This window comes from Phycicoccus sonneratiae, from assembly GCF_016887965.1.
Taxonomy (GTDB): Bacteria; Actinomycetota; Actinomycetes; order Actinomycetales; family Dermatophilaceae; genus Phycicoccus; species Phycicoccus sonneratiae.
Genome location: NZ_JAFDVD010000029.1, coordinates 1 through 18670 on the forward strand (window position 1 = coordinate 1; position 18670 = coordinate 18670).

The window sequence follows — 18670 nt, forward strand, 5'->3', positions numbered from 1 at the left end:
CCCACGTGGGCGAGCAGGACTGACCATGACAACTCAACGACAGGGGTCCGTTTTCACCCGACGCCAGGGGGTTCATTCTCAGCCGACGTTGACACGCTCGTGCTCGAGCGTTTGAAGACGTCCATGTTGCCGGAGGTAGCTGGGCGCCCAGCTGAACGGGTGAGGCACGTTCGTCAGGCCTTGGATTCCCTTCGCGAGCGCGCTGAGCAGGAGCTCGGGGACGTGGTCCAACAGTTCAGCAACGAATCGCGTCACCTGTTCGAGCGCGCAGAACTGCGCCTGGACTTCGCTCACGACGATGCCTTGGGCTGGTTGGCGGATGCCGTGGCGTTGCGGTTGACCACCGGTACGCACGACGAGCGAATGGTCCCGGTGGAGGAGGTTGGCTCCGGGCTGCAGTCCCTGCTTGTAATCGGCCTGCTGAAGGGCATGGTGAGTCAGGGTTCTCGAGTACGTCTGCTCTTGGAGGAGCCAGAGACCTTCTTGCACCCCTCGGCCCAGCGGGAACTGGCGCGAAGTCTCCTGGACAACCGGGACCTCTGGTTCATCGCGTCAACTCACAGTTCCGCGATGATCGACGAGGCAACTATCTCGGACGTCGTGATCCTCCGCGATCACCGACTCTTCGCCACAACCTCCGCTGAGGGAGCCGACGAGCGGCAGTCAGCCTTTATGAGCGGGCGGGGCGCCGAGGCACTCTTCGCACGCAGCGTTCTCCTGGTGGAGGGAGCCGGTGACGTGGCGGTATTCGAGGAGATCCGACGCCGAATCGCCAGTCATCCAGCGCTACGTCCCGCGTGTAGTCAGATGGCCGTCATTGGGGTCGGAGGCAAAACCGCGTTCACACCTTGGCTACGGATGTTGCGGGGTTTCGTCGATCAGGAACGAAAACCCGCGATTCGCTCGCTCGTCTGCGCCGATGGCGACGCAGCGCTCCAGGTCATTCGCTCCCTGAATCAGGCAGGGGTTGAGGTGCCGGAGTCCGTGCGCGGTACGCGGCCAGCCGTAGAGGAGACATATAGCCGTCGCGATCAAGAGGGGCACCAGTCCGCAGTACAGGAGTTCAACACGGCTGCGACGGCGGCCTCAGTCAGCGTCCACCTCCTACCCTTCGACCTCGAGTTCGCTTTGGCAGGCAACATGCAACCGGGTCGCGCGGCGACGATAGGTACTTCCATCGGTCTGGACTGTCGCGACGGGGAGGAACTCGCATACAGGCTGGGATCCAAGTGTCGTGACGTGAACGCCAAGGGCTCCAGCAAATCAGATCTAACGCGCCGTGAGATCGCCAGACAGTGCACTTGGCCAGACCTGCATCCCCAGTTCCAAGACGCGATTGAACGATGGCTCGAGCCAGTCATCCGTGACCCGTCCGACCTGAGCTATCTGCCTGACGCGCTCGCCTAAGCTGCTCGTGGTGTTACCACCCGCCAGAGGGGAGGGCCGCTCGGCGCCTTGCGCTCATCGGCAGAAGGGTGAGCATCCCGCCCGGTTGACGCGGCCGTGGACGCGTCTAGCTGAGTCGGTGCCAGCTGGCCCACGCCCCCGGTCGTCGACCCCGCGTCGCCTTGGCTTGAGCCGACGGTGACGCCCCTCCCCTTCGAAAGCGTCGACTCGCAGTGGCGTTTCCCGTTCCTGCGCGACTTTCCTAGGGACGAAGCATTTCCGCAGGTCACGTCCCTGCGGTCGGCTCCAGGGACGTTCTTCCCCCCGTCCTGACGGGCCGTCCGGGGACGAAACCGGGGACGTTGTCGCGGCACCTTCTGCCTCTCATTTCGAGGCGGAAGGAGCCCACCGTGAGCGTCGCGGCGATGCTGGGACTGGACGACCCGGACAGCGAGCTGTTGGCTCAGGCACAAACTCGCTGGAGCGGCTGGTGCGTGGACCATCCGGGGCTGGATTGTGCGCCTTCGCTGCCATCTCTGCGTCAGTGGCTTCTGGCGTGCGCCCCCGACCAGGCGGACGGCGCGCTGGCGGCGCTGGCTAACCTGGGCAACTGCCGGGGCGGGGGCGACCCGGCCGCGGCCGCGGTCCTGTGTTGGACTCTCCTGCCTGGCGCCAGCACGCTCGCCCGCGGCCTGGCGACACTGTGCCCGGACATCGACCAGGTCGTGGCGTCGCAGCTGTGGATCGAGGTCCGCTCCGGGCGCATCCCGGCTCGTCACGTCGCGGCGAATGTCCTGCGGAACGTCCGAAAGGGCGTGCTTCGCCACCTCGGCGTAGGCCAGCCGGTCGGCAGCCGCTGCGACACGGCCATGCTGGTGGACCCAACCAGCCGGCTCTGGCTGGATCTGCCCAATCCCGACCGCCACCCGACGGCCAAGGCCGAGCTGGAGGACCTGCTCGAGCGCGCCTGCCGCGATGGCGTGATCGACCTCGACGACTGCCGGCTGCTGGTCCGGCTGGCCCGAGCCAGCGGCACCGGCGCAGGACCGCGGCGGGCGGGGCGAGGGGGCCTGACCGCTTCGGCCGCTACGACGGTGGTGTCCGCCGAGCTCGGGATCTCCGGGCGGACGGTCCGGCGCCGGGTCCAGCGCAGCCTGACCGCGCTGGCTGCGGCGTACGCGGTCGAGACGGTTCCCGCGTGATGTGGCCACCAAGGGCACCCCGGCGGGCTTTGGGAGGCAGGACGGACCCCGCGACGCACCCAGCTGGCGCGGCACGGGTGTGGCTCTCAAGAGATGGAGCATGACGATGACGACAACCGCGATCCGACCGGTCCGTGTGGACGAGCTGCGCCGCGCCTACCTGTCGGTGTCAGCCGGGGACTTCCGGCTCGGCCAGCCACGACCCGTCTCAACGCAGGCCTGGCCGCAGCAGGGCCCGGTCGTCCCGGTGGCGGGCGCCTGCCCGGCCTCCGGGGCCTCGACTCTGACTCTGGCGCTGGCAACCGCGGCCGGCGCGGGCAGGGTCATCGAGTGCGCCACGGCCGAGTCGGCTGGGCTGGTCGCCGCCACCACTGCCGAGCTCGGCCGGGACCGGCACGGTTGGATGCGCGCGACCCGTGACCGGGTGCTGGTGGAGCGGCCCACCGGTGTCGTGCACGCACCCCAGGACGTGCCGCCCCCGGCGGTGACGTCATCTGGGCTGGTCGTCGTGGACGTCGCCTGGGACCTGCAGACCGTCCTCGGCTCGGCCGGCTGGCTCGGCGACCTGCTCCGCCGCGGGAACCCGGTGGTGGTCACGGCCGTGCCCACCGTGCCCGGGCTGCGCCGCCTCGACGCGGCCCTGCATCGGCTGACCCGTCCCGTTGTCGCCGTGCTCATGCCACCGCACCGGCGGGTTCCGAGACCCCTGACCCGCGCCCTGGACGACCTGCGCCGCACCCACCACCTCGAGGGCCGGTTCGTCCCGGTCCCGGTGGACGCCCGCCTGTGGACCCACGGCCCGGACACCACCGCCCTGCCTGAGCCGGTCGTCCGTGCTGCCGCCCAGGTCCTGCAGATCGCCCTCGAGAGCAAGGACACCCCATGACCACGCATCTGACGTCAACCGCCCTCGCCTCGGTCGGGGCGAAGATCTGCCCGATCGCCCCGCCGGGGGCGCAGCAGTACGCCGACCAGCTCATGGGGTACGTCCTGTGGGGCATCGGGCTGCTGTTCATCCTCGGCGTCGTCGTCGGGATCGGCGCCACCGTCGCCGGCCGCGCGTTCGCGATGCCGCACGCCTCCAAGGCCGGCGTCGTCGGGATCGTGCTGGTGTTCGCCGCCATCATCGGCTACCTGGTCCTGCCCGGGATAGTGCGCGCGATGACCGGGTCCGGGTGCGTCTGATGACCACCAGCACCGCCGCACCCGAGGTCGCCGGCTGGGGCCGTCGCCGGCTCCTGCTCGTCCTGGCCGGGGCCTCCACGCTCGTGGTCTGCCTGGCCGCTGGCCTGGTCTACGGGGTGGTCGCATCTCTGGCCGACAAGCCCAGCGTGCCGACTGGGCGCTCGGCATCCGTGGCGGCCTCAACCGGCCAGAGCTTCCGCGACCGGGTCGCCACCACCCCGATGCGTCAGGTCGGCCCCGAGGCTTCTCGCGGTGGTGCCGCGGCGACCGCGCCGAGCCCGAGCATCCAGGTGCCACCGGCCACCACCGAGGGAACGGCTGGGGTGCCGACCGGGTACCCGCACACCCCGGCCGGGGCGGTCGGGCAGCTCGCCGCGATCGACACCACCGTGCTCGCCGGCATGTCCGTGCCGCACACCACCGGCGTGTACGGGGCCTGGTCCCTGCCGGGGGCGCCCCCGGCCAGCAGGTGGGTGATGACGGGCAACGTGCGCGCGTTCCTCACCGCCGCCGCCGGAGCCGCTGACCCGGTGCTGACCGCGACGCCGGTCGCCGCCCAGGTCAAGGGCACCGACGGGCCGGGCTGGGTGCTGGCCTGCGTCCTGCTGCGCCTGGACGCGGTCGCCGCGGCCACGGCGTCGGTGGCGTACGGGCACTGCGAGCCGATGCAGTGGCAGCACGACCGCTGGATGATCGCCGCCGGCGCCCGGCCCGCGGCGGCACCGTCGACCTGGCCTGGCACCGACCTGGCCCTGCAGGCCGGCTGGCGGACCTGGGTTCCACTCGGTGTGCAGGACTGACCCGTTATGCGCGCCGACGGCTGGGACGACCTGATCAACCCGTTCACCTACCTGGGCAACGCGGCCGGGAAGGTCGCCGCCGACGCCTGGACCGCGGCGATGCTCGCCCTGTGGAACGGCGGCCTGTGGCTGTTGCGCCTCGTCCTGGGGCTCCTGGACACCTTCCTCACCCCGGACCTGCGCGAGAGCGGGCCGATGGGCGAGGTGTACCGGACCACGTTCTGGGTCGCCGCCACCCTCGTGGTTGCGCTGGCCTCGGTTCAGTGCGGGGTGGCCGCGTTCCGCCGGGACGGGCGCGCCCTGGCCCGGCTGCTCGTCGGGGCAGGGCAGTTCGTCATGGTCTGGGCGGGGTGGATCTCCTACGCGCTGATGCTGCTGTACGCCTGCTCCGGGCTGACCAAGGCGGTCATGCGGGCCACCATGGGCGTGGACGCCTGGACGCAGTGGCAACCGTGGGGGCGCCTGGACGTCCACGACATCACCGACGGCACCATCGCCACCGTCCTGGGCGTGCTCGGGATGATCGTGATCGTCGCCGCTATCGGGCACCTGCTGGTCATGCTCACCCGCGCCGCCGCCCTGGTCATCCTCACCGCGACCGCCCCGATCGCCGCCGCCGGGCTGGTCTCGGAGGTCGGGCAGTCCTGGTTCTGGAAGTGCGTGCGGTGGACCCACGCCGCCGCGTTGACCCCACCGCTGATGGCGCTGGTGATCGGGGTCGGCACCAAGGTCACCACTGCCACCGTCACCGGCGCCGGCACCTCGCTGTCGGCGGCGGTCGGGACCGCGGTGCCCGGGGTGGTGCTGATCCTGGTGTCCTGCTTCGCGCCGCTGGCCCTGTTCCGGCTGCTCGCGTTCGTCGACCCCGGCACCAGCTCCGGCGCCGCGATGCGCTCCGGGTACGCCGCCGCCGGCGGCCTCCAAGGACTCGTCGGAGGCGAGGCCATTTCCGGCACGGGCGCCGCCTCCAGCAGCGACAGCACCGGCCGGGCGGCGGGCGAGGGCGCCAGCGAGCAGGCCACGACGGCCCGGTTCGCCCAGGGCGCGGGCGGGTTCCTCGGCACCGTCGGCGGCGGCCTCGGCACTGCGGCCTCCCGCGCCCTGGGCGGGGCGGGGGCACTGGCCGCGGCCGGGGCCACTGTCGGGGCCGACCTGTCCAACCAGATGGGGGTGGGGCACTCCAGCTACGTCCCGGACTTCACCGCCCGCGGCCGGCACCCCCAGGCGCAGGGCGCCCCGGAGGTCCGCGGCGACACCCCCGACCAGAACCCGTCGCCCACGTCGGTACCGCCGGAGCCGTATTTCCCGGCCGTCGCGCCTGCCGGGGCCGGCGCGGCCACCAGTGGCGCCGGTACGGCCGGTGGCGCTGCTGGGGCGGCTGCCGCAGTCCCGGTCGTGCCCGTCTAGGAAGGAACCCACCCATGAGCCAGCCACACGCGCACGTGTACGACGACTACTCGAGGGCCCGAATCGGGTTCTTCTTCGGGCTGACCGGAACCCAGTTGGCCATCGTCGGCCTCGGGGTCCTGCCGGCGCTGTGGGCCACCAGCCAAGGCCGCTGGGCCACCGCCGGGGTGCTCCTGCTGGCTTGGGCGATGGTGACCGCCTTGGTGGTGACCCCGGTGCGGGGCCGCTCGGCCACCGGCTGGCTGGTCGCGGCCACCGCCCACGCCGCCGGCGCCGTCGCCGGGTGGGCCCGGTTCCGGTCCCACGCCACCCGCGGCCAGGTCGGCGACCTGGCGACCGTGGACCTGCCAGGGGTGCTGTCCGGGATCGAGGTCCACGAGGCCCCACCGGCCGGCCCGGAACAGCGGCGGGTCGCAGTCATCCAGGACCACACCGTGCGGACCTGGGCGGTCACCGCCGCGGTCACCCACCCCGGGATCGGGTGGTCCGACCCGGCCACGAGGGACCGGTATGGTGCCGGGCTGGCCGACCTGCTCGACGCGGCCGCCCGCACTGGACTGGTCGACGAGATCGTCATCGTCGTGCGTACCGTGCCCGAGGACGGCGCGCAGCGCGACCAGTGGCTCACCCGGCACCGCCGCCCCGGAGCCCCGGTCGCCGCCCGGACCGTCAACGACGAGCTGCAGGCCACATTGACTGGGGCGTCGGTGCGCACCGAGGCGTTCGTGACCGTCGTCGTCCCCGAGGCCCGGATCGGCCGGGACGCCAAGGAAGCCGGCGGCGGGTTCACCGGCCGCGCCCAGGTCCTGCACTCCGTGATGGGCGAGGTGGAGGCGCACCTGCGCGGCGGGCTCGGCATGAGCCAGGTGCAGTGGCTCACCTCGCCGGAGCTGGCTGTCGCCTGCCGCACCGGGTTCGCCCCCGGCGACCGGGTCGGGATCATCGACGCCCTGACCGCCGCCGCCACCCACGGCGGCGTCAACACCGAGGTGCCGTGGGCGCTGGCCGGCCCGTCCGGGGCGGACCCGGTGGTGCGGCACTACTCCCACGACGCGTGGAACTCGGTGTCCGCCACCGTCAAGCTCCCCACCAAGGGCGCCGTGATGGGGGCCCTGGCCCCGGTGCTGACCCCCGCTCAGGCGGGGGAGCGGCGCTCCTTCATGGTCGCCTACCCGATCATCCCCGGTCACGTCGCCGACCGGCACTCCGCCTCCGGCGCCTGGAAGGCCGACATGGCCGACGGGCTGCGCGCCAAGGCCAAGGTCCGCCAGCGGGCCCGCTCCCAGCAGGAGAGCGAGAAGGTCCGCGACCTGGACCGCAAGCTCGCCCGCGGCAACGCCCTGACCCGTCCGTACGCGATCTGCACCGTCACCGTCCCCAAGACCGCCCGCGTCGCTGAGTACGGCCGACGCCTCGACGCCGCCATCCGCTCCGCCGGGTTCGCCCCACTGCGCCTCGACCTGTCCCAGGACGCCGCGTTCGCCGCTTCCACCATCCCGCTGGGAACCAGCCTGACCCGCAGGGGGAGCGCATGACCACCTACCCGCATCGGTACGGCGACACCGACCGTGCCGTGGAGCACTACGCCACCGCCTGCGTCGCCTCCGCCCGCGTGCTGCGCAGCGAAGGCCACCAGCGTGAGGCCGCCGACCTCGTGGCCGAAGCCCAGCTCGCGCTCACCGGCATCGACCACCCCGACCGTCAGCAGCCGCCACACCACGAGCCGCACCCGGAGGACCGGAGCGATTCGGACGTGGACCTGGCTTTCGAGGCGGACGTGCCGGGGTGGTGGCGATGACCCGCACCCAGCTCCCCGGGCGCGACCTGACCGCGCTGCTCGCCGACTTCGGCCACGACCTGCCCACCGCCCCACCTCCCGCCCCCGCCCCGCGCGAGCCCCGGCTGTTCCGGCGGGCACTGCGCCGCGGACCCCGCCAGCGCGGGCGCGGCTGGGCCGCGTCACCGGCCGCGCCGGTCTCGACCTGGCGGATGACCTCCGACCAGGCCGGCGTGCTGTGGCCGTTCATCGCCACCCCCGCCCTGCCGCCCACCGGCGCCCAGATGGGCATCGATGTGATGTCCGGGGCGTCCTTCCACGCCGACCCGTTCGGGTGGGTCTTGTCCGATGACATCCCGGTCACCAACCCCAACGTCATCTGCTTCGGCAAACCCGGCCGCGGCAAGTCCGCCACCACCAAGGCGTTCATCCTGAGGATGCTCGACTTCGGCTACCGCGCCCTGATCCTGGGCGACCCCAAGGACGAGTACCAACCCCTCTGCGCCTTCCTCGGGGTGCAGCCGATCACCATCGGGCCCGGCCTGCCAGCTCGGATCAACCCCCTCGCCTTCGGACCCCGCGGCCCCGGTGCGGACACCGCGACCGAGTCCGCGGTGGTGTTCGCCCGGTGGCTCACCCTGATCCGGGCCCTGGTCGGCTCCCAGCGCGTCGGCGCCCACCCGGTCCCGTTCGGTCCGGTCGAGGAGCAGGTCGTCAAGGCCGCCCTGCGCGACCTCACCGGACACCACACCGGAGCCACCACCCTGACCGAGACCACCATCCCGGCCCTGTGGCACCTGCTCACCAACCCCACCCCCGACCTGGTCGCCGCCTGCCGGTACGCCAACACCCGGGCCTTCCTGGACCAGACCCGGCTGCTGCGCGGCGCCCTCGGCCAGCTCGTCGACGGCGCCCTCGCCGGCCTGTTCGACGACCACACCACCATCGCCATCGACTGGGCCGCCCCCATCGCCTCGCTGTCCCTGTCCCGGCTCATGCCCCTGGGCGACGAGGCCGTCGGCATCGCCCTGGCCTGCCTGTCCTCCTGGGGGCGCGGCATGCGCGAGCACGCCCCCGCCGGGGATCTGCGGATCAACGTGCGCGACGAGGTCTGGAAGCAGATGCGGCTCGGGGTCGAGGCGGTCAAGGCGTTCGACCAGGACCTGCGACTGTCCCGCGCCGACGGCGACATCCAGTGGGCCAACGCCCACAAACCCGCCGACCTGCTCTCCGTGGGCGACACCGGATCCCAGGCCGTCACCATCGCCAAGGACCTGCTCCACCTCACCGACATCAAGATCCTGCACGGCCAGGACCACGCGGTGGCCACCGAGCTCGAGACCCTGCTGAACCTGGGCCCGATCGCCCGCGACGTCGTCACCCGCTGGGCCCTGCAAGGCAAGGGCCGCGCCCTGTGGTGCGTCGGCGAACAGCACTACAAGGTCCAAACCGTGCTGCACCCCCTCGAGGCCCAGCTCACCTGGACCAACGACGCCATCGCCGGCGCCGCCTGAACCCGAGGGGAGTGCAACCGTGGTGTCCAGCAAGGCATGGTGGGCGTTCGCCGTCGTCGCGGCGCTGCTGCTCGGGGCACCGTTCGGGGCCGCGCTGCTGCTGACCGCCGTCCTCACCCCCGCCGTCGCCGCGCAACCCGACCCCACCTGCGTCGGTCCCGCCGCGACGGTGGGGCCATGGCGGCCCCCGTTCGCGCAGCCGTACACGCGCACCTCACCGTTCGGCATGCGGTTCCACCCGATCTACCACCGGTGGCGCCTGCACTCCGGCACCGACCTGGTCTCCCTGCCCGCGCCCGGGCCGGTGGTCGCCGCCCACGACGGCACCGTCACCGCCGCCGGCCCCAGGGGCAGCTACGGCAACGCCGTCGACATCGACCACGGCGGACGCACCGTCACCCGGTACGCCCACCTCGCCCGAATCAACCCCATCGCGCGCGTCGGGGCCACCGTCCGGGCCGGCCAGGTGATCGGGGTGGAAGGGTCCACCGGCGCCAGCACCGGCAACCACCTCCACTTCGAGATCCGGCTGCACGACAGGCCTGCTGACCCGGTTCCGTTTATGGCCGCCCACGGCGCCCCCCTGGACGGAAGAGCAGTCCCCGCGTCGAGGCCCACACAGACGCCGACTGCGGTCGCCATCCCGGAGACCGGGCTGCCACCGGCAGGGTCGCCGCGCCGCAACTCCATGGCCTCCCCACCCGCCCCGATCCTGGCACGGATCAAAGCGCTCTACCGCGCCGCCGGCGACAGGTACCACCTGCCCTGGGAGCTGCTCGCCGGGATCGGGATGGAGGAGACCCGCCACGGCGCCACCCACGCCACCTCACCCGCCGGCGCCCAAGGACTCATGCAGTTCATGCCCGGCACCTTCGCCGTCTACGGGGTCGACGGCGACCACGACGGAACGGTCAGCATCACCAGCGACGCCGACAGCGTCCACTCCGCCGCCAACTACCTCACCCACTCCGGCGCCCTGACAGGACCAGCGGGGGTGCGACGCGCGCTGTTCGCGTACAACCACGCCGACTGGTACGTCAACGACGTCCTGCACTACGCCCACGCCTACGCCGGTGACCCCACCACCAGCTGCCCGAACTAGTCGCCCTGTGGTGGCCACCAAGCCCGCAGCTGCCGGCTTAGGGAGGCAGGAAGGAACCCCTCGAGGAGGACCGCATGCAGCAGGACCGGCGCACCACCCCGTACCCGCACACCTGGGAGATCCCGCTCACCGCGGCCATGGTCACCGGGCTCGTCCTCGTCCTGGCAGCTCACGTGGGTCGCAGCGCCGCCAACGGCCTGTCCGGCACCGGGTGGGCGCTGCCGGCCCAGGGCGAGGTGTTCAGCAGCATCCCTGCCCTGCTCGGCGGCGACTCCCGGGCCGGACTTCCCCCCGGCCCGGCAGCCGCACCCGCGCTGCTGTACGCCTGCCTGGCCGTGACCGAGCTCCTCGCCATCGCGCTACTGCTCTCCGCGGCCCGGTGGCTGTGGCGGGCGTGGGGTCCCGGCCGGGTCTGGGGGATGGCCACCCGCGCCCAGGCCCAAGCCCTGCTCGGCCCCTCCCGGCTTCGTCGGGTCGCCCCCGTGATCCGGCCCGACCGGTACCCGCCTCGGCGGCGGCGGTGAGGGGCTTCGCGCCCACCGACGTCGGGTGGCGCCTGGGCGCCGCGCACGAACCCCGCGGCGGGCAGCTGTGGGTGCCGTGGGACCGCACCGCCGGGGTCATCGGCCCACAAGGGTCCGGCAAGACCCTTGACCTGCTCATCCCCGCCCTGCTCGCCGCACCCGGCGCCGCCTTGGTCACCCTCACCAAGACCGACGACCTGCTGCTGTCCATCGACGAACGCTCCACAGGCAACCGACCCGTGGCGGTTCTCGACCCGTTCGGGCTCGCCCCCGGCCTGCCCGAGCTGGTCTGGGACCCGATCGCCGGGTGCGTGGACCCGATGGTCGCCGAACGCCGCGCCAAGGCCTTCACCGCCGGCACCGTCTCCGGCGCCGGCACCCGCGGTCAGGGCGAGGACGCCGCCCGGTTCTACGCCGCCGAAGCCGCCAAGGTCATCCAGGGCTACTTCCACGCCGCCGCCCTCACCGGACGGTCACTGCAACATGTGCTGCGCTGGGTCGCCAACCCCGTCGCCGCCGTCGAACCCACCGAGATCCTGCGCGAGCACCCGCACGCCGCACCCTTCTGGCACGGCCTGCTTCACGGCGCCCTGCGCGGGGACGAACGCACCGCCGGCAACACCATCACCACCATTCAGCAGGCCCTGTCCCTGTTCTTCCAGGAACAGATCCGCACCCGCTGTGTCCCCGGCCCCGGCCGCCCGGCCACCAACATCGCCGACCTCATCGCCGCCGGCGGCACCATCTACCTCCTGGGCCGGGAGAGCCCGTACGAGTCCGCGTCACCGCTGATGACCGCGGTGGCCGAGCACGTCCTGGACACCGCCCTGCTCGCCGCGCAGGCATCCCGGTGGGGGCGGCTGTGCCCGCCGATGCTTGCCTGCCTCGACGAGCTGCCCTCCACCGCACCACTGCCCACCCTGCAGACCCGGATGGCCAACGAACGCGCCCTGGGGATCTCGTTCATCTGGGCCGCCCAGACCCGCGCCCAGCTCACCGGCATCTTCGGCGACCACCAGGCCCGCGCGGTGCTCGGTCTGACCAACACACTGGTCATGTTCGGCGGCTCGAAGGACGTCGCCTTCAACCAGGAGATCTCCGACCTCCTCGGCCCCGTCCACGTCGCCCGCACCTCGTGGCAGACCGGCCGCACCAGCCGCTCCATCACCGGCCACGACATCCCCATCCTCACCGGCGCCGAGATCCGCCAGCTCCCAGACCGACACGCCCTCGTCATCGCCGAACACGGCAAACCCATCATCGCCACCCTCACCCGTTGCATCGACGGCCGCCCCGGCCGACGGCTCCTGGCCAACCAAGCCCACGCCAGAGCCCGGATCTCCAACACCCAGACCCACCAGGTCCCCGCGGACACCCGCGCCTCCGCCGCCCTGGTCGAAGCCGGTCGTCGCGGCATGCGCACCGACCAACGACACGGAACACCATGACCAGCGAACCCGAGCTCACCCCAGCGGCCGCGCCGCTGGCACAGCCCTTCCCGAAGCCGGGGCGACTGGTCGAGCTCGCATACTGGGAGCTCGCCCTGGCCGCCGACGGCACGCCAGAACAGAAGGCCCAGCTCGGCGACCTGCGCACCCTCCCCAGACCGTGGGACCCACCCACCTGCACCCACCACGACCTCCGGCTCGAGGTCTGGATCTGGCTCGACGACGTCGTCATCTGGCTCAACCACGAATACGTCTGGGACACAGCCGCGTATATCCCCAGCTGCTGGCCCGAACACCCCCACCTCGTCCACGACATTGCCGTCCTCGCCGACCAACGCCGCCGCGCCGGGCGGGCCGCCACCAGCGATGCTCTCGAAGACTGGCACCGGCACGCCCTCCCCACGTTCCTTGACCGAATGAACGCCCGCCTCAAGAGCCACTGCGAGAACGGGCACCAGACATCCCCCTCAACCAGCAGGCACGCCCGGCACACAAGCGACCCACACCGGCGACGAAGGACCGCAACGTTCGACGCCGACGCCGCACTGGTCCGCGCCTCGCAGACGGAACTTCGGCCAAGGCCAGAGCCGGGGCCGGGGCTGAGGCTGGTCGACGAGGAACTCGTTGACCCGGGGACAGGCGAGGTCTTCGAGTAGTGAGGCCAACCGTGTGCAGCGCCGATCGGCTTGACGAAATCGCGGCGAAATGACGCAACCTCCTGCATAGAACGGGACAGCGATTTACGGTGTCATTCGTGGATGGGGGAGTCGACGAGAAGCGCATGCGCTTGCGCTTTGCCGGAACGTGCCGGGTGTGTGGGTCAGAGCTGCCGGCGAGGGCCGAGGCGATCTACGAACGGGCGACCAGGACGGTGCGTTGTGTCAGCCATGAGGTGAGCACGCCTAGTGCCGGTCCCGCCGAGGACGTGCCGGACGTCGCCGTTCCTGAGGTGGTTGACCCCGGGACGGCGGGAGCGTCCGCGCGTCGCGAGTTCGACCGGCGCAAAGCAGCGCGTGAAGAACGCATCCGGGCCAAGCACCCCAAGCTCGGCGGCCTGATCCTCGCAGTCTCCGACGACCCCCAGTCCACGACCGCATGGAACACCGGCGCACTCGGCGAGGAGAGGCTTGGCGGCGGTTTGAACCGGCTCGCGTCGCAGACCGTCCGGTTGCTGCACGACCGACGGATGCCGAAGAGCAAGGCCAACATCGACCACCTGGCCGTGACCCCCACCGGCGTGTTCGTCATCGACGCCAAGAAGTACCGCGGCCGCCCGCACCTGAGGATCGACGGAGGGCTCTTCCGGCCCCGCGTCGAACGGCTCATGATCGGCACACGGGACTGCACCAAGCTCGTCGACGGGGTACTCAAGCAGGTCGACGTCGTTCGCGGCCTACTCGAGCCCGCCGTGCCGGTCCACGGCGTCCTGTGCTTCGTCGAAGCAGACTGGCCCTTGCTCGGCGGCAACTTCACCACCCGCGACGTCCACGCCCTGTGGCCCAAGAAGCTGTACCCCAAGCTCCAAGCGGAAGGCCCACTGACCGCCGACACCATCGCCGAGATCCACCGCACTCTCGCAAAGGCCTTGCCGGCGTCATGAGGTCGCTTGCACTGAGCCGGCGCTGTGACGTGGCTTCGAACCCCCTGCTCCGACGCGCCTCGTGCTGCCTGTGGATTGTCATCTGCCCTTGTTAGTGGGCTACATCTCCTCGGCAGTGGGTCATTGAACGCGCGTCGTTCTGAGTGCCCTGCCAGCATGGCGACGTAGCCACAACATTCGAAGGTGCCACATGGGTCTTTTGGACAAGTTCCTCGGCCGCCCGTCTCAGCGGGCTCCGTTTCAGCAGACGATGCCGACGCCCCCCGCCCCTCCCGGCCAGCCGCACTTCGTTGTCATCGACGTCGAGACCACCGGTCTTTCGCCAGAGGAGGACCGCATCGTAGAGATCGCTTTGGTGACTACTGATGCCTGGGGCCGCGTCCTTGAGGAATGGGGAACCCGGGTCAACCCTGAAGGGCCTGTTGGCGGGACGCACATTCACGGCATCACCCAGGCTGATGTTGCGAACGCTCCGGTCTTCGCGGACGTGGTAGCCCAGCTCAACCAGCGCCTCGCTGGGGCCGCCCTGGTAGCGCACAACGCCAAGTTCGACATCGCCTTTGTGCGTGCGGAGTACCGCCGGGCGGGTTGGGATATGCCCGACATCCCTGTGCTGTGCACGCTCGAGGCGTGTGACTACTACCTGTCCGCGCTGGATCGTCGCCGCCTCGCCGATTGCTGCTGGGCCGTGGGTACGCCGTTGACTGGTGCCCACTCCGCGCTCGGTGACGCGCGGGCAACCGCTGTGCTGCTTGCCGCCTTCATGCACCCGCACGTTGGCTACCCGCCTCGCGCGGAGCATTTGGCCATGCCCCAAGAGGCGCTCAAGATCCCATGGCCGGCATCCCCAACGTTGCCCTTGGGACCGGGCCTGCGCGCCACCTCTGCCCTGTCTTCGGCGCGCTCCACCGAGCCCCCCGCGGTGAGAGTGCCCGCGCTCGTGGAACTGGTCGCCCGGTTCTCGCTGATCGACGCGCTAGACGAGGGCGCCCCACCGGGCGCAGTGGCCTATCTCGAAAGGCTCGCCGAAGCCTTGGAGGACGGGGAGATCACCACAGAAGAAGCCGCCGGCCTCGCCGCTGTCGCTGAGGCGCAGCAGCTCGACCACGACGCCATCGACGCTGCCAACCGGGCGTTCGTCCTGGCGCTGGCTTACGCGGCGACGGAGGACGGCAAGGTCACCCGTGCCGAACGCGCCGAACTCCTGTCAATCTCGGAACTCCTCGGCGTGAGCTACCGCGTGATCCCGGCACTGCTGGAGCGAGCTGAGCTGGCCCGCAACCGACGCATGTCACTGGGCTTGGCCGAGCTGCCAGACAACTGGTCGTACGGTGAACCCCTTCGGGTCGGAGACAAGGTCGTCTTCACTGGCTGCGACAGCACAGTGCGGACCCGGCTGGAGACCGAGTCCGAGCAGCTCGGTGTCCGGGTCGTGGGCGGCGTCTCCGCGAAGACGGCCATGCTGGTCAGCGACGGCACGATGAACGGCACCAAAGCAGCCAAGGCCCGAGAGATTCACTGCCGTGTCGAACACCCCGATACCTACGCCATTCTTCTGCGCCACCTGCAGCCTGCACTGCCGCGTGAAGCAAGAGCGCTGCCCGCCTCTCAGATTCATCCCAAGCACGCTTCGAGGGAGGACGCCACGGCGGTAGCGGTTCCCTCTTCGGGTGCGGGGCCAAATCCCGCGGTTGTGCGGGCGTGGGCGCGCGCCAACGGATACGAGGTTGGAACCCGCGGGCGCCTCCATAAGGACCTCATTGACGCCTATCTGCAGGCCAACTCAGCGTCTTAGTCCTGCCCGCTCCAACGCCTCCTGCCTCGAGGAGCTAGCGGCGCAGTGACTCAACCTTCGCGCGGACGGTAGGACGTGTCGTCGACGTTCAACACGATGAGGGGGCTGTGCCGCATCATCTCTTCGATGTCGGTGCGACGCCAACGCCTGGCTGCCGCCTCGATGAGCGGCCGTCGTTCGTCCGGGTCGGCGACGACGCGGGCTGTCGCCGGCACATCCGCGACAACGGACTGCTTCAAGTGCACGACAACATGCGGATCTGCACCGATGTTGTAGATCCAGTCCCGCGTGCGGTCAGACCGAGGCATTCCGCTGATGAAGAGCCGCCCGTCGTCGTAGTGCAGGAAGATCTCGATGCGCCTGAGTCGACCGGTCCTCCGGCCCGTGGTTGTCAGGTCGATGACCTGACTCCGCGTGAGTGCACTCAGGGTCGCGTCGCTCTCAGGGCTCTCAGCTCCCATCGCACGATCCTTTCGACTGAGCCATCAGCTGCGGCCGGACAGTTCGACCCAGCTCTGCAGTCATAGGAACAGGTCTCTGGTTCGCGTTAGTCCTACCCCTGTGCAACCTCGGGTGTCGCTCGACGGACGGCCGTGACCGCGACGCGGCGTTGTGACGCAGGTCGGTCTTGCGCGCCGCCTGAGGAGCCAGAAGGCTTGAGGCGTGGCAACGACCGACGACTTGGTCGCGCTGGGCTTCACGTCCTCAAGTGTCGCCGCGGTGACGCTGAACCTTTTCGCACCCCGATCCATACGGGATGGGACCGTTCTGTCGCCTTCGCGTTCAGACAACCGCGCCGCAGGAGCAAGGGGTCTACGCCTGGGTTGCAGACGGGCTCGTCTGCTACGTGGGCAAGGCGGTGGAGGGATTCGGGCTCATCCAGAAGGTGAAGGGTCAAAGCCTGGGGAGGGCGTACGACGACTACACCTATTGTCCGCCATCCAAGGCGCTCACGCGGTCTCAGACCCGGGCACGGGTCAACGGCCTTCTGAATGCCGCGCTCGTAGCTGGTCACGACGTGGAGTGGTGGTGGCTCGTCGCCGCTCGCCCCGGGGAGGTTGAGGAGCTCCTCATTCAGCGCTGGAATCCGCCGTGGAACATCGCCTTGCGCATCTACTGACGGAACACGACGGCGACCAGTCCGGTCCCCGCCGCCTGGCGGCGATGTGACGCACCTCGATCCCGTCCGGACCTGCCGAGCTCCGGGTCCCTCTAGCTCTTGCCCGGACGCTCTGCAGGGCTGGAGGGACCCGGCGGGGTCATCTCACATGAATCGTTCTCCAGCATTCGCGCAGAGGGCGCTGGGAAGATAGGCATGTGTGGAATCGGCGAGCCGACAAGTCAGCGGAGTACTGCCACAGCCTCGCGTGCGACCCGATCGGATGCACGCTATGAAAGGCGTCGTGGTGTCTATCGTCGCTGCGGCCGTCTTGGCCGGATGTTCGGTGCACTCTCAGAAGGAAGCAGCTCCAATCGAAAGTGGATCGCCCGCACCCTCCCAGGAAGCCGTCGCCCCCAGCCACTCATCAGCACCCGCGATGTCGAGCCGGACGGCGGACTTTGCGACATGGATTGCTGGGTCTCGCAGGCTCCTGCAAGAGGAGCAGGCGAACGATCTGGGCATGCTGTTCATCGGTGTAACGATCTGCCGGAACATACCCATCAGTAGTGCACGGGCAGCGGAGATCGAGGACGGCTCACGCGCCTCTGGAGTAGTTGTGACCGCCGAAGAGGTGCTTGCGCTCGAAAGCCTCGCTGAGGCCACCCTGTGCCCAGGCGGCGTGATGCTCCCGGAGCCTAGAAGTGAAGCGCTGCCGTCTCCACCGCCAACCACCAGCGCGCCTCGCGTTGTCAAGCGCTGTCCGACTATGAAACAACTGCAGGCCAAAATGCGGATCGTCAAGCGAAAGCCAAGCCCAGATGGTGTTGGCAAAGTCGTGACTATCGCACTGAGCCTTGACAACCCGCGAACGTATGCGCTCTCCCTCTATGGGGACATCGAGTACCCCGCCGAATTCGGCCCCGAGCAACTATTTCCAGCGGGTGACCAAGACATCTTGGGATTGCCCATTAAGCCGGGACGACAAACGATTCGGCTAGAGATGCTCGATATCGGTGGCGACGCAACCAGTCCGTCGCTGAGGTGGCGGTACTGGACCATTAACGGCGAAGAGGACGAATCTGGAGTGGAGGCGTGCGAGCAATCCACCAGCCTCTGACCTCAAGCCTGGTCTCGCTTTGTGATCGGACCGACCGTGCCGGTGAGTGCAAACACTTGCGCTGTGGCACGTTCGCGAGCCGGCGCATGGTCCGCGCAGCTTTGTCGAGTCGCAACTGGACCTCGCTTGTTGTGGGCGAGCCGCTTCCTCGGCTGACCGGATGCCAGTTGGCCGCGGCAGCCGGAGGCGGACCGGTACGCGACAGTTGGCGGGCCGACGCGCGGTCATGCCGCCGTCCGCTAGGCGGCGTAGAGACGCACGTCATGGCGGGCGACGAATCGTGATTCAACCCAGCAACGGGGTCTTGGGTCACCCGACCATGGCTTGGCGAGTGTCGACGCCGTGGGACCAAGTTCTGGTGGTGCGCAACAGCACGGTTATGGCAGTGCGTGTCTGCTCGTGCACGACGAGTGAGACGGGCCCTCGCTGGTACATCCGGCGCCCTGGTCCGTAGCGCGGGTGGCACGAGTAAGTCTGTTCGGGCTGGATGACGCAGCGCAGCAGCTCGTCGAGGCTGTACCCAAGTTCCTTGGCTCGATGGAGGCAGTGTGCGCTGAGGGTGATGTCGGCCTCGTCAACGAGACGAGCTAGTGCGCGGGCTTGACGGGTATGGCGGGTGTCAACGTCGGCTGAGAATGAACCCCCTGGCGTCGGGTGAAAACGGACCCCTGTCGTTGAGTTGTCATGGTCAGTCCTGCTCGCCCACGTGGG

18 protein-coding genes are annotated in these 18670 nt (G+C 70.1%); 17 read left to right on the forward strand and 1 reads right to left on the reverse strand.

Going from position 1 to position 18670, the window contains the following annotated elements:
* From JQN70_RS19605 to JQN70_RS19675, 15 genes are all read left to right on the forward strand, one after another.
* On the forward strand, positions 1 to 1407 hold a 1407-nt coding region (locus JQN70_RS19605), incomplete at its 5' end, for an ATP-dependent nuclease (RefSeq protein ID WP_204133079.1).
* 389 nt (positions 1408 to 1796) lie between these two features.
* Entirely contained in the window at positions 1797 to 2588 is a 792-nt protein-coding gene (locus tag JQN70_RS19610; protein WP_204133080.1) for a hypothetical protein, read from the forward strand.
* 106 nt (positions 2589 to 2694) lie between these two features.
* Positions 2695 to 3474: a hypothetical protein gene (locus JQN70_RS19615; protein ID WP_204133081.1), complete on the forward strand. Its 780-nt coding sequence runs from the start codon at positions 2695 to 2697 to the stop codon at positions 3472 to 3474.
* Complete coding sequence (locus tag JQN70_RS19620; protein WP_204133082.1) at positions 3471 to 3773, forward strand: hypothetical protein; 303 nt, start codon at positions 3471 to 3473, stop codon at positions 3771 to 3773. The genes JQN70_RS19615 and JQN70_RS19620 overlap by 4 nt, the downstream gene beginning before the upstream one ends.
* On the forward strand, positions 3773 to 4573 hold the full coding sequence (locus JQN70_RS19625) for a hypothetical protein (RefSeq protein WP_204133083.1): 801 nt from the start codon (positions 3773 to 3775) through the stop codon (positions 4571 to 4573). Before JQN70_RS19620 ends, JQN70_RS19625 begins: the two co-directional genes overlap by 1 nt.
* Positions 4574 to 4579: 6 nt before the next feature.
* Positions 4580 to 5980, forward strand: a complete 1401-nt coding sequence (locus JQN70_RS19630; protein WP_204133084.1) for a TrbL/VirB6 family protein — start codon at positions 4580 to 4582, stop codon at positions 5978 to 5980.
* Positions 5981 to 5994: 14 nt separating this feature from the next.
* On the forward strand, positions 5995 to 7515 hold the full coding sequence (locus tag JQN70_RS19635) for an SCO6880 family protein (protein WP_204133085.1): 1521 nt from the start codon (positions 5995 to 5997) through the stop codon (positions 7513 to 7515).
* Entirely contained in the window at positions 7512 to 7778 is a 267-nt protein-coding gene (locus tag JQN70_RS19640) for a hypothetical protein (protein WP_204133086.1), read from the forward strand. Before JQN70_RS19635 ends, JQN70_RS19640 begins: the two co-directional genes overlap by 4 nt.
* Positions 7775 to 9271 (forward strand): ATP-binding protein, encoded by a 1497-nt coding sequence (locus tag JQN70_RS19645; protein WP_204133087.1) that lies wholly within the window; start codon positions 7775 to 7777, stop codon positions 9269 to 9271. The genes JQN70_RS19640 and JQN70_RS19645 overlap by 4 nt, the downstream gene beginning before the upstream one ends.
* A 22-nt stretch (positions 9272 to 9293) precedes the next feature.
* Complete coding sequence (locus tag JQN70_RS19650) at positions 9294 to 10373, forward strand: peptidoglycan DD-metalloendopeptidase family protein (RefSeq protein ID WP_204133088.1); 1080 nt, start codon at positions 9294 to 9296, stop codon at positions 10371 to 10373.
* A gap of 74 nt (positions 10374 to 10447) precedes the next feature.
* Positions 10448 to 10897 carry a hypothetical protein gene (locus tag JQN70_RS19655; RefSeq protein ID WP_204133089.1) on the forward strand — a complete coding sequence of 150 codons (450 nt, stop codon included), beginning with the start codon at positions 10448 to 10450 and terminating at the stop codon, positions 10895 to 10897.
* Complete coding sequence (locus tag JQN70_RS19660) at positions 10894 to 12345, forward strand: type IV secretory system conjugative DNA transfer family protein (RefSeq protein WP_204133090.1); 1452 nt, start codon at positions 10894 to 10896, stop codon at positions 12343 to 12345. The genes JQN70_RS19655 and JQN70_RS19660 overlap by 4 nt, the downstream gene beginning before the upstream one ends.
* A complete protein-coding gene (locus JQN70_RS19665; protein WP_204133091.1) occupies positions 12342 to 13001 on the forward strand; it encodes a hypothetical protein in 660 nt (219 codons plus the stop codon). Before JQN70_RS19660 ends, JQN70_RS19665 begins: the two co-directional genes overlap by 4 nt.
* A gap of 98 nt (positions 13002 to 13099) precedes the next feature.
* Complete coding sequence (locus JQN70_RS19670; RefSeq protein WP_307836114.1) at positions 13100 to 13945, forward strand: nuclease-related domain-containing protein; 846 nt, start codon at positions 13100 to 13102, stop codon at positions 13943 to 13945.
* A 190-nt stretch (positions 13946 to 14135) separates the two neighbouring features.
* Positions 14136 to 15740 (forward strand): exonuclease domain-containing protein, encoded by a 1605-nt coding sequence (locus JQN70_RS19675; RefSeq protein WP_204133092.1) that lies wholly within the window; start codon positions 14136 to 14138, stop codon positions 15738 to 15740.
* Between the two features lie 50 nt (positions 15741 to 15790).
* On the opposite strand, the gene JQN70_RS19680 is transcribed toward JQN70_RS19675, so the two are convergent.
* Positions 15791 to 16201, reverse strand: a complete 411-nt coding sequence (locus JQN70_RS19680) for a nitroreductase family deazaflavin-dependent oxidoreductase (RefSeq protein ID WP_204133093.1) — start codon at positions 16199 to 16201, stop codon at positions 15791 to 15793.
* Between the two features lie 386 nt (positions 16202 to 16587).
* Here JQN70_RS19680 and JQN70_RS19685 point away from each other — a divergent pair, with 386 nt between their 5' ends.
* Positions 16588 to 16860: a hypothetical protein gene (locus JQN70_RS19685; protein ID WP_204133094.1), complete on the forward strand. Its 273-nt coding sequence runs from the start codon at positions 16588 to 16590 to the stop codon at positions 16858 to 16860.
* Positions 16861 to 17362: 502 nt separating this feature from the next.
* Positions 17363 to 17959: a hypothetical protein gene (locus JQN70_RS19690; RefSeq protein ID WP_204133095.1), complete on the forward strand. Its 597-nt coding sequence runs from the start codon at positions 17363 to 17365 to the stop codon at positions 17957 to 17959.
* The last annotated feature ends 711 nt before the right edge of the window (positions 17960 to 18670 follow it).

Bases quoted from the DNA above. Each gene is read 5' to 3' on its own strand.
- JQN70_RS19615 (WP_204133081.1), top strand. From the start codon at position 2,695: ATGACGACAACCGCGATCCGACCGGTCCGTGTGGACGAGCTGCGCCGC.
- JQN70_RS19620 (WP_204133082.1), top strand. From the start codon at position 3,471: ATGACCACGCATCTGACGTCAACCGCCCTCGCCTCGGTCGGGGCGAAG.
- JQN70_RS19625 (WP_204133083.1), top strand. From the start codon at position 3,773: ATGACCACCAGCACCGCCGCACCCGAGGTCGCCGGCTGGGGCCGTCGC.
- JQN70_RS19630 (WP_204133084.1), top strand. From the start codon at position 4,580: ATGCGCGCCGACGGCTGGGACGACCTGATCAACCCGTTCACCTACCTG.
- JQN70_RS19635 (WP_204133085.1), top strand. From the start codon at position 5,995: ATGAGCCAGCCACACGCGCACGTGTACGACGACTACTCGAGGGCCCGA.
- JQN70_RS19640 (WP_204133086.1), top strand. From the start codon at position 7,512: ATGACCACCTACCCGCATCGGTACGGCGACACCGACCGTGCCGTGGAG.
- JQN70_RS19645 (WP_204133087.1), top strand. From the start codon at position 7,775: ATGACCCGCACCCAGCTCCCCGGGCGCGACCTGACCGCGCTGCTCGCC.
- JQN70_RS19655 (WP_204133089.1), top strand. From the start codon at position 10,448: ATGCAGCAGGACCGGCGCACCACCCCGTACCCGCACACCTGGGAGATC.
- JQN70_RS19665 (WP_204133091.1), top strand. From the start codon at position 12,342: ATGACCAGCGAACCCGAGCTCACCCCAGCGGCCGCGCCGCTGGCACAG.
- JQN70_RS19675 (WP_204133092.1), top strand. From the start codon at position 14,136: ATGGGTCTTTTGGACAAGTTCCTCGGCCGCCCGTCTCAGCGGGCTCCG.
- JQN70_RS19680 (WP_204133093.1), bottom strand. From the start codon at position 16,201: ATGGGAGCTGAGAGCCCTGAGAGCGACGCGACCCTGAGTGCACTCACG.
- JQN70_RS19690 (WP_204133095.1), top strand. From the start codon at position 17,363: ATGCTGTTCATCGGTGTAACGATCTGCCGGAACATACCCATCAGTAGT.